The 12,323-nt window shown below is 55.2% G+C and carries 2 protein-coding genes; both read left to right on the top strand.

The window, feature by feature from the left end; translation table 11 throughout:
• Window positions 1-792 precede the first annotated feature (792 nt).
• Window positions 793-7,665: a pre-peptidase C-terminal domain-containing protein gene (locus tag OSC10802_RS38625; protein ID WP_017715519.1), complete on the top strand. Its 6,873-nt coding sequence runs from the start codon at window positions 793-795 to the stop codon at window positions 7,663-7,665.
• Window positions 7,666-7,962: 297 nt separating this feature from the next.
• Window positions 7,963-12,258 carry a beta strand repeat-containing protein gene (locus OSC10802_RS0104115; RefSeq protein WP_020480612.1) on the top strand — a complete coding sequence of 1,432 codons (4,296 nt, stop codon included), beginning with the start codon at window positions 7,963-7,965 and terminating at the stop codon, window positions 12,256-12,258.
• Window positions 12,259-12,323 lie beyond the last annotated feature (65 nt).

The raw sequence follows: 12,323 nt of genomic DNA, 5'->3' as shown, positions 1-12,323 counted from the left end.
ATTAGTGATCTCTCCATTGCTATACCAATCGGCTTCGCGCTGTCTCAAACATTTCGGGCTTGTCCTGCCCCTACAAATTCTCCACGCCCAATGCCCCATGTCCCATAAACCAGCCCCTATAATTCCGCCGTGAGGGGCGGGTTTGTGAAGATTGTGCGAAGTGTGACAGACATCTCGGGTGAGCCGGCTCCTAGAAATTCCCACGCCCAATGCCCAATTTCAAACCCGCCCTTGCAATTCCGGCGTGAGTGGGGGCGCGTTTATGAAGATTGTGCAAAGTGTCACCAACATTGCCGGTGAACCCGCCCTACAAATTTTCATGGCATGATGCCCGGTGCGACCGATTTTATATTAACAAATATTAATTAAATCTAAGTTTTGTGTAAAGCTCTTGCGGGCGCTCTGGAGTTAGGCTAAGTTAAAGTAGGCAATAAAGCTCAAGTATAAATACATAAAAAGCCGGTGGATTAGGCGGGAGTCTCTTAATGAGGCGCGACTTCCTAATGGCGAATATTGGCAGGATCGAGGGTTAAACAGCTCTCCTCGGACGGGGAGTTGGAATCGGCTTGAAAAATCGAGAGAACGAGGGGTTATAGTGGCCAATACAAGGGGCCTGACTTGTATTAAAAAGGGAAACCAGTTGTGAGGCGTCACCGCCCGAATAAAAGTTGGTTTCCAGGCCGAATAAAAAATTGAATTGACTCAGGCGTTCAAATCAATAGATTGCCCAGGGACAAGTCATTGTGATTTGGGCGCGTTTTGCGTGATTAAATTGTTGAGGAGAATGCTATCATGCCTGATATTTATGAGGCCAATGACAGCCGGGAGAGCCTATTATATGGGAATCACCCAGCAAATTTGGGCTTATTGACAGGAGTCAATTACATCGATGCTTCGATGGAGTCGGACGGTTCGGACTGGTTCAGTTTCCAGACGGAGGAAACAGGACAAGCTGGGAACGCCTTCAGTATTGACTTCGATAATGCGCTGAGCGACCTGGACTTAACACTGTACGATGCCAATGGCAACTATATTACAGCGTCTACCGGTACAGGTAACAGCGAGACGGTCAGCTTAGAGGGACGTCCGGCGGGGCTGTACTACGCAAAGGTTTCCAGGTACAGTGGAGACAGCGACCAGAACTACACCATAACTCTCTCAGCGCCGGGGGGTGCCGGTGCCGGTGACGACTACTTTGAAGAGAATGACGATTCCACCACTGCTACAGACCTGGGTCTGCTACAATGGTATAACCCCTATTACGGTCTGGCTATTCAGTCAAATGACCCAGACTGGTTCAGGTTCGAGATTCCAGGCACCGGCACTTATGGCGACGAGGTGAGGATTGACTTCCAGAACTACCTGGGCGACCTGGACTTATACCTGTACGATGCAAACAATACCCAAGTTGGCGCTTCCACAAGTAGCAGTGACAGCGAGGCGGTTAGCTTAGAAGGTTTGGCTGCTGGAGTCTACTATGCGCAAGTAGCTGGTTGGAATGGAGCCTCTAACCCGGACTACACATTAAGCATTTCAGCATACGGTCAAGGCACTGGGGACGACTTCTATGAAGAAAATGACGATTTGAGCAGTGCCACCTTCCTGGATTTGCAGCAGCAAAATAGCTACGATAACCTGGCCATTGTATCTAGCGACGATGACTGGTTCAGCTTTGATATTGCCTCCACCGGCTCGGCGGGAGATGCGGTCAGCATTAACTTCGACCATTTCCAGGGAGATTTGGACTTAGAGCTGTACGATGCTTCTGGCAACTTTATTGGTGGATCTAGCACTACAGGCGACAGCGAGACAGTTAGCTTAGAGGGTTTAGCACCAGGGACTTATTACGCAAAGGTTCACGGGTACGCTGGAGCCGAAAACCCGAACTACAGTTTGAATATCTGGGCACCCAACCAAGCAACTCTCGACGACGGCTATGAAGACAATGATTTTCTCGAAAGTGCCACCGTTCTGGATTTGCAGCAACAGCCCAGTTTGAACAATCTGGTCATCCTATCTGGGGACGATGACTGGTTCAGCTTCGATATGGGAGCCACCGGCCAATTTGGGGATGAAGTCAGGATTGATTTCGCTGGCTATCTGGGCGATCTGGACTTACAGCTGTACGATGCAGATGGCAACTATATTAGTGGGTCAGGCGGTACAGGCGACAGCGAGTCGGTCAGCTTAGAGGGACTCGCTGCAGGGACATACTACGCAGAGGTTTACGGGTACGGTGGAGCCGAAAACCCCAACTATAGCTTGAGCGTGGTAGCGCCAACCGGCGGCGCAACTCTTGACGATCGCTATGAAGAGAACGACGATCTCGCCAGCGCCACCGCTATAGATTTGCAACAGGAGTCCTATTTCGACAATCTGGTCATTCAATCTGGCGACTCAGACTGGTTCAGCTTCAATCTTGCCGGCACCGGCGGGTATGGCGACGAGGTGCGGATTGACTTCTGGAACGACCTGGGAGATTTGGACTTACGGCTGTACGATGCTTCTGGCAACGAACTCTATAGCTCCACAAGTACGGGTGACAGCGAAAGTATAAGCTTAGAAGGGCTGGCAGCTGGAACCTACTCTGTGGAGGTTTACGGGTATAATGGAGCTAGCAACCCGAACTACACGTTAGATATATGGGCGCTAACCGCTGCCAGTGCGACCGGCGATTACTATGAAGAGAATGACTCGCTCGACACAGCCTATAATCTGAGCCGGTTGGAAGGGGCGAACTATTTTGACGCGCTTTCCATTGAGTCTGGCGATGACGACTGGTTCAGTTTCGAGCTTCTGAATCCGGGCGGGTATGGCGATGAGGTGAGGATTGACTTCGGGCAGTACCTGGGAGATTTGGACTTACAGCTGTACGACGCTTCTGGGAACCTGCTGACCGGCTCTTACAGTACCAGTGACGGGGAAAGTGTGAGCTTAGAGGGGCTGGACGCTGGGGAATACTACGCGCGAATTTACGGGTACAGTGATGCCAGCAATCCCTACTACAACTTAACTATCACTGCGCCAACAGGTTCTGGCATGGCGGGGGATGACCGCTATGAAGAAAATGATAGCAGCGAAAGTGCTGCCGACCTGGGTTCTCTGACAGGGGTAACATCCTTTGAGGATCTGGTCATTCAGTCTGGCGACGATGATTGGTTCAGTTTCACAACCACCGGCACCGGCGGGTTTAGCGACGCGCTCACGATTGACTTCTGGGGCGCAGAGGGGGACCTGGACTTAGAGCTGCTCGATGCGAATGGCAACTCTGTTGGTGGCTCCTTTGGTGCCGGTGACAGCGAGACAGTTAGCTTAGCGGATTTGCCGGCTGGGGAATACTTCGCGCACGTTTACGGGTTTGCCGGAGCGAGCAACAACTACACGCTGACAGTGACAGCCCCTGGCGGAAGCGCAGCGAGTGCCGGTGACGATTTCTATGAAGAGAATGATTCCCTGGAAACCGCATCCGACCTGCGCCAACTGTCAGCAGGGGCGAACACTTTTCAGGATCTGGTTATTCAGTCGGGCGACGACGACTGGTTTAAGTTCTCGCTCGGTGGCATTGGGCAATTTGGCGATGCCCTCAGCATTGATTTCTACCACGGTTTCGGCGACCTGGATTTAGCGCTGTACGATGCAGCTGGCAACTATATTAGCAGTTCCACTGGAGTCACGGACAGCGAGACGATTAGCTTACAGGGTCTGCTAGCTGGGGACTACTACGCGCATGTTTACGGGTACAATGGATCCAGCAACAACTACTCGCTAACGATTAATTCTACCTTGGGCAGCAGCGCTCTGGGTGGGGACTATCTGGAGTCGAATGATTCCTTTGATACCGCCACGGAACTGCGGGAAGCGCAAACGCTGACGGGGCTGAGCGTTCACGAAGCTGGCAATGACGACTACTTCAAATTCACCCTGAATGAGGACGGTCAGTTCGATGACAGCGTGACGATTAACTTCACGCACGCCAGCGGCGATTTGGATTTAGAACTCTACAACTCAGACCAGGAGATGGTGGCGAGTTCTGGCGGTGTGGGGGATTGGGAATCGATCAGTCTCAACGGACTGATTGCCGACGACTATTTCGTTCGCGTGTTCGGCTACGGGGGCGGGACAAACCCCTATTACGACCTGACTGTTGACGCTCCTATTGGCACTTCTATTGGCAGTGCCGGTGGAAACGGCACCGGTGCAACAGTCCCTGACAGCAACGAGCCGAATGACTCGGCGGATACTGCCTCTAACCTGGGCACTCTGCGCGGTGCGAACAGCAATATCGCCGCCAATCAAAGCATTCACGAGTCTGGCAACGAGGACTGGTTTAAGTTTACCACAACCGCTGCTGGGACAGTGGGGGTTGACATTGAATTTGAACACGACTGGGGCGATATTGACTTAGAAGTTTACGACGCCACCGGCACGCAGCTGCTGGGCAGTTCTACCGGCACAAGCGACAGCGAGACGGTGACGCTGGACAGTCAGCCGGCTGGGGATTACTTGGTGAAGGTCTACGGATACGCGGGGGCGACCAACCCTAACTACAACTTGAGCGTAGACGCTCCTTTGGGTGGCCAATCTGGCATTTTGCCCGATGGCTATGAGTCGAACAACACTCTCGCTGAAGCAGCTGCGATCCGGGTTGGGACGCCGCTGACTGACCTGACTATTAATAGTGCTGCAGACCAAGACTGGTTCAAGTTCACCACCACTGCTGCCGGCACTCCTGACAGCCAGGTGTTCATCGATTATTCCCAAGGCGGCGGCAATCTCGACCTAGCCCTGTATGACAGCAGCGGACAGCTGTTAAATCAAGACAGCATTACATACAGCGGTTTTGGGTCCATCTCGCTAAGTGGACTGCCCGCCGGCGATTACTACGCCGGGGTTACTGGGGTGGACGGCGCGACGAGCTCCAGTTACGACTTGACGGTGAGCGCACCGGCTGCCAATCCGGGGGCTGGGGGTGCCGGTCAGGACTCCTGGACAATCATGGTTTATATTGCCGGTGACAATAACCTGGAAGGAGCGGGCATCGGAGACATCAATGAAATGGAGGCGATTGGCCTTCCCGACAACGTTAATGTCGTCGTGCAGATGGATCGCGCCGACGGGTACGATTCCTCGAATGGAGACTGGACGGACACCCGTCGCGGTTTAATCCAGCACGACTCGAATCGAAACGTGATTTCCAGCAACCTGCAAAGCCTTGGCGAGCTGAATACGGGGGCGGGCCAAACCCTGCAAGACTTCGTCACTTGGGGAGCGCAGAATTATGCAGCGGAAAACTATGCAGTAGTGGTCTGGGATCACGGTGGCGGTCTGTCCGGTGTTGCCTGGGACGATGCAAGCAACGACAACCTGACGGTTGCTGAAACAACGCAAGCCCTAGCGGGGGCTAATCTCGGCGACAGCCTGAAACTGGTCGGTTTCGACGCCTGTCTGCAAGGGATGGTCGAGCAAACTTACGACCTGAAAGACGTGACGGATGTGGTGGTGGCTTCCCAGAACCTCGAACCGGGGGATGGCTGGGATTACGAGGCGCTGCTCTCGCGCTTAGCTGCCAACCCCCGGATGAGTTCCGAGGAGCTGGGCGCGGCGATTGTGGACACCTATGGCCAGTTTTACGGGAACACCGAAACCCTCTCCGCTACGCGCACAAGCGGTTACGAGACGCTGAAGACGGCGATGGATAACTTTTCTGCTGCCGTGAGCGCCAACTCCTCCCCAGAAAATTGGCAAGCCCTGACTCAGGCTCGCTTTGAAGCGGGATACTTCTCCGACGCTAACAATCGGGATTTGGGCGGGTATATGAATGGCATTGCTGCCCGCCTGCCTGAAAGCAACCCGATTGGCTCGGCGGCTCGTGCGGTTTCGCAAGCCTTGGGCAGTGCCCTGATTAACAAGGTGGACGTTCAGGGGGCTTCCGGTCTGAGCATCAATCTGCCGGCACCGGGCAGCACTGTTTCCAGCTCTTACAGCAGCAGCAACTACAGCTTCCTCGCTAACAGTACCTGGGGGAGCTTCCTCTCCGCTTTCACCGGCGCGTCGGATCTGGTGGCACAGGCAACCAACCGCACAAATCGCATCGTTGCTGACTTTGCTGAAACACTTGACCGGAGCGGAGATGTCACCCGTTCGAGCAACAATCTGTCACAGCAAGCCTATGATTTGGGAACCCTGACGGGTTCTGCCTATAATTTGTCTGACCTGAGCATCCACCAACCGGGGGATGTGGACTGGTTCCGGTTTGATGTCCCAGAGGGCGGAACTGCCGGCACTCTCGGCATTAATTTCAACAGTGCTGAGGGCGACCTCAACCTGGAAGTGCGCGATGCCAGCCAACAGCTTGTGGCCAACCCTGTCACGGTGACCGATGCCGGCGAACAGATATCCCTGGAAGGACTGGCGGCGGGGCGGTACTTTGTCCGGGTTGCCGGTGCGGATGCGACGACTGTCAGCCCATCCTATGCCCTGGCGGTGACTCCAGCTGCAGCTGCCGGTGCTGTTCCCGCAGACTGGGCCGAAACTGATTCTGGCTCGAATAACAATAGCTTCGATAAGGCCACGAATCTCGGTTCTATCGGTCAAAACCAAGCGCTGCCCACCTTGACCGGCTTGACGCTGGATGCCGGTGACGCCCAAAGTGGAGCGGAAGGGGGTGACTGGTATCGCGTCCAGCCGGTGCGGGGCACTGAGTGGAACCCGAATGCCATTACCATTAATTTTGATAATGCGCAAGGGAATCTTGACCTGAAAGTCTATGACGAAAATCGCAACCTGCTGGGTTCTTCGGAAACGGACAGGGATTTCGAGTCGGTCAGTTTCCCGGAAACCAGTTCGGCGGTTTATATTCAAGTCGTGGGTGCTGCCAATCCCAACTACACCCTTGACATTGCCCGCCGGCAGTTAGATATTGATGGTAACGGTCAAGCATCCGCTTTGAGCGACGGTCTGATGGCTTATAATTACCTCAGCCTTGCTAACGTCCCCGTTCCAGGTCTGGCTGAGAACTTTGACTATTCCACTCTTACAGGACCGGGCGCAACCCGGACGTTGGGCAACACTCAAGCTGATGATATTGCTGAGTACCTCGGCACATCTACGGAGAATATGCTCGACGTTGATGGCAACGGGCAAGCATCCGCTTTGAGCGACGGCCTGATGATTTATAATTACCTCAGCCTTCGCGCCCTTCCCGTTCCAGGTCTGGTTGAGAACTTTGACTATTCCAGTCTTGCAGGAGCGGGCGCAACCCGCGATAACGCTGCCATTTTGGCTTTCCTGGACCTCCATTTTCCTCAGGGCTCACAGAACAGGAGCCGTGCGGCAGCCCAAACCCAAGAGGACGCCTTAAGTGCCAGCAATCCGGCTGTAGGCTCAGCAAATGTTGACCCCTTGACCGGCAGCGCCGCCGGCAGCCAACTGGCAGGCAGTGCGGATGACCCTCTGCTTTCTGGCGCTCTAGCAGAGAATGACCTTTCAAACGGTACAGCGGCAATTCCAGACTTGTCAGCCCCAGTCGCAGACCCCCTGACGGCAATCTTACCGGGGGCTTCGAGCGCTGGCGATCCTCTATCTTCTGAATTGCCTTTGAGTCCGGGAAATGATACAATATTTCCTGAGGATTCTCTGACAGCTGCGAACTCGATTTTACTGTAAGAAAGCTGTCGCTACCAGTTCCTTACCTAAAAGGAACAAATATTGAGAGGCAAGCCTAGCGCTTGCCCCTCAATAACTTCCAAAAACGACCTGCTAATAGCCGGCTTTGAATTCAAGAGCTGGTCATTAGTGCGGGCTGTTTTGGGGGAATTTAGTTGAGAGGGGCATCTCAGTTGTTAAACCTTACATAGCACCTGATTAGGGGAGCGGTAAGTCAGTAAAAATATACGCCTTTTTTCGCCCAAGTGAGATGCCCACACTAGAGAAAAATGTTCTTGATGTGAGGAGGCCAAATTTATGGCAGAGCAGATAATTAGAGCGGGCAACATTCTAGTCAACGGACAAGCCGTATCAGGACCTGTTACGGCATCTCCCGGCGACACTCTTACTGTAGATGTCATCTATGAAACCGCGAACCCAGTTGATGAAAGCCTGAATGGGCTGACCTTATTAACAAATTTTAACTCTCAAGAACTGAGGTTCGACGGCTTAACAGGTAGTGCCAATCCGTTTAACGCTCCTGTATTTTCGAGTTTACCTACAGCAGCAAATCCTCAACCGCAAGCAGATGGCGGTACTGACATAGACCAAGGCCAGCCAAATTCAACGGAAACCGACTCCTTTTTGTACTTCTCGTGGGGAGATCCGAATCGGGGGTGGACGGGTGCGGGAACGCAACCGGCAACGCTATACACAGCAAACTTTACGGTATTAGATGCTTTTAACGGCACAAGCATTAATTTTACCGCAAGTGAAGCCGCTACGGGAGACAGCGGCGAACAGTATGTACTGGCACCGCAGTCACTGACAATTGAGCCGGTTCCTCCGGGGATTACTGTCACCCCAACCACCGGCTTGACCACAACGGAAGCCGGTGGCACTGCAACCTTTACTGTCGTTCTTGACAGCGCCCCAACTGCCGATGTTACCATTGCCGTCAGCAGTTCTGACACCACAGAAGGGAGTGTCGGACCGGCAACCCTAACCTTCACACCGGCAAACTTCGCCACGGCGCAGACGGTAACAGTCACCGGCGTGGATGATGACACGATTGATGGGGCTCAAACCTACAATATAGCGCTGGATGCCAGCAGTACAGACACAGCTTACGACACTCTAACTGCCAGTGTGGCGGCGAGCAATACCGATGACGGAGAGCCGGTTTCTCCGGGGATTACTGTCACCCCAACCACCGGCTTAACCACAACGGAAGCCGGTGGGACTGCAACCTTTACTGTAGTTCTCGACAGCGCCCCAACTGCGGATGTTACTGTTACCGTTACCAGTGACGACACCACAGAAGGGAGTGCCTCACCGGCAACCCTAACCTTCACGCCGGCAAACTTCTCGACGGCGCAGACGGTAACAGTGACCGGCGCGGATGACACTCTAACCGATGGCAGCCAACCCTATACGATCAACCTGACAGCCACCAGCGATGATACTATCTACGGGGCGATTAACCCGGACGATGTGTCGGTGGTCAACATAGGACCGGGTGTCACTATCACCCCCACGACAGGCTTGACCACTACGGAAGCCGGTGGCACTGCTACCTTCACTGTAGCCCTCAATACCGCCCCAACTGCCAATGTCACGATTGCTGTCAGCAGCAGCGACACCCTGGAAGGGACTGTCTCACCGGCAACCCTGACCTTCACGCCGGCGAACTTCTCGGCGGCGCAGACGGTCACACTCACCGGGGTGAATGACACTTTAACGGATAAAGACAAAAGCTACAGCGTCACCCTGACAGCAACCAGCGATGATACCATCTACGGGGGGATTGCGCTGGACACTGTGTCGGCGAGGAACATTGACGACGAAGCCCCCGGATTGTTTACTGTCACCCCCACATCCGGCTTAATAACCAGCGAAGCTGGGGACACCGCTACCTTCACTGTAGCCCTGACAACTGCCCCAACTGCGGATGTGACGATTGCTGTCAGCAGTGATAACACCGCAGAAGGGACTGTCGAACCGGCAACCCTGACCTTCACGCCGGCAAACTTCGCCACGGCGCAGACGGTAACAGTGACCGGCGCGGATGACACTTTAGCCGATGGCAGCCAATCCTACAGCATTTTGCTGGCATCGGCTGTCAGTGAGGACACCCTTTATAGCGGCGCTGATCCAGCGGATGTGCTGGTTGAGAATATTGATAACGACGGCACTACGCCGGGAATCACGGTCATTCCCGACGACGACTTGATTACTACAGAAGCCGGTGGCGCTGTTACCTTGAGTGTAGCTCTCAGCAGCGCCCCAACTGCTGATGTCACGATTGATGTTACCAGTGACGACACCACAGAAGGGGCAGTCTCGCCAGCGACTCTCACCTTCACGCCGCTAAACTTTGGCCAGCTGCAGACGGTGACAGTCACCGGCGTCAGTGACGACACCCTTGATGGCAGCCAGCCCTACAATATTGTCTTCAACCCCGCTAGTGTCGGCGACACTGTTTACGGTAGCCTCGCTGACCTGACTGTGCCGGTGACGAACACGGAACCGGGGATTGTGGTCAGTCCCACGACCGCATTGACCACTACGGAAAGGGGTGGCACTGCGACCTTCACTGTAGCCCTCAACAGCGCCCCAACGGCAAATGTGACGGTTGCCGTCAGCAGTTCTGACGCCACAGAAGGGACTGTCTCCCCGGCAACGCTGACGTTCACACCGGCAAACTTCGCCACGGCGCAGACGGTAACCGTCACCGGCGTAGATGACGATACGGTCGATGGCAGCCAATCGTACACGATTAACCTCGATCCGACCAGTACCGACACGTCTTACGACACCCTGACGGCAAGTGTGTCGGCGAGTAACACCGATGACGGAGAACCTAGCATCATTGTTACTCCTGCGACGGGGCTGACCACCACGGAAGCAGGTGGCACGGCTACCTTCACTGTAGCCCTCAACAGCGCCCCAACCGCTCCTGTGACGATTGCCCTGACCGGTGTTGACACCACCGAGGGGGCTGTCTCGCCGGCAACCCTAACCTTTACTGCGGCAAACTTCGCCACGGCGCAGACGGTAACCGTCACGGGTGTCGATGAATTTGATGTCGATGGCAGCCAAACTTACACCATTACGCTGGACCCGACCAGTACCGACACTATCTACGACACCCTAACCGGGAGTGTGGCGGTAACGAACACCGATAACGACGTCACCCCACCCCCAGTCACCCCCCCAAGCCCAACCCCAAGCCCAACCCCAAGCCAAAACACTGCCCCGACAATTAGTGACATTGCCAACCAAACGGTCAGCACAGGGGCGGCTACTCCGGCAATTGCGTTCACTGTTGGGGATGCGGAGACTGCTGCTGCCAACCTGACGGTAACAGCCAGTTCCAGCGACAAAAACATCGTTCCCGATAACAGTATTGTTTTGGGCGGTGAGGGGGCGAACCGAACCATTACCGTCACCCCTGCCGCGAATCAATCGGGCGCGGCAACGATTACGGTAACGGTTTCTGACGGGACGAATACCACTTCTGACACGTTCACCCTGGACGTCTCCAACAAGGGCAGCGGCGACGATACTGTCACCGGCACTGACAGCGGCGACACTCTGAACGGCGGACTGGGAAATGATTACATTTCCGGCGGTGCCGGGGACGACGAAATTGATGCCGGGGACGGCAATGATACGGTAGTCGCGGGCACCGGCAATGACGAGGTGTCGGGTGTCGGCGGCAATGATATCCTGATTGGCAATGAAGGCACAGACAACCTCAATGGGGGTGATGGCAACGATATCCTCTATGGCAACACCGGCAATGACGTCCTTGATGGCGGTGCCGGCAACGATACCTGCCAGGGGGGTAAGGACGCGGATTCTGTAACCGGCAATACCGGGGACGATGTGGTCGGTGGCGACATCGGCAACGACAGCCTCAGCGGCGGCGACGGCAACGACCGGCTGTTTGGCAATCAGGGCAATGATTTGCTCAATGGCGATGACGGCAATGACACCCTGGCCGGCGGTAAGGACAGCGACACTCTCAACGGCATGACTGGGGATGATGTGCTTGTGGGCAACATCGGCACCGATAGCTTGATGGGCGGTGACGGCAATGACCTGCTGTTTGGCAACTCTGAGGAGGACGTTCTGGATGGGGGCACCGGCAATGACACCCTTTATGGGGGTAAGGGCGCTGACACCCTCAGCGGCAACACCGGGAACGATCTCCTCAGTGGCGACTTCGGCAGCGACTCCCTCAGCGGCGGTGACGGGAACGACACCCTGACCGGCGCTGCCTCCAGTGGGGCGAGTCCGGGTGCCGGTGAGGTGGATACCCTAACCGGCGGAGATGGTGCCGACCGCTTTGTCCTCGGGAGTGGTGGCCAGTTCTACTATACCAGTGCGGGCAATGCTGACTACGCTTTGATTACGGACTTTAATTCCAGTGAGGATGTTATCCAGCTGTCGGGCAGTGCTGCTGACTATCTGCTGTCCGCGAACGCTGCCGGTTTGCCGGCTGGGACGGCGATTTTCCGCAATACTTCCGGTGCGGACGAGCTGGTGGCCATTGTGCAGGGGACTGACAGCCTCAGCCTGACCGGTGGCTCTTTCAGTTTCGTCTAATCCGCGCTTTCGGGGGAGGGGGACAGTCGGAGAACCCCACCCCCAACCCCCTCCCCGCTTGCGGG

Origin of the sequence: Kamptonema formosum PCC 10802 (assembly GCF_000332335.1) — a bacterium.
GTDB lineage: Bacteria > Cyanobacteriota > Cyanobacteriia > Cyanobacteriales > Oscillatoriaceae > Oscillatoria.
This window is presented reverse-complemented; position numbering and strand designations above follow the sequence as displayed.

Bases quoted from the DNA above. Each gene is read 5' to 3' on its own strand.
- OSC10802_RS38625 (WP_017715519.1), top strand. From the start codon at position 793: ATGCCTGATATTTATGAGGCCAATGACAGCCGGGAGAGCCTATTATAT.
- OSC10802_RS0104115 (WP_020480612.1), top strand. From the start codon at position 7,963: ATGGCAGAGCAGATAATTAGAGCGGGCAACATTCTAGTCAACGGACAA.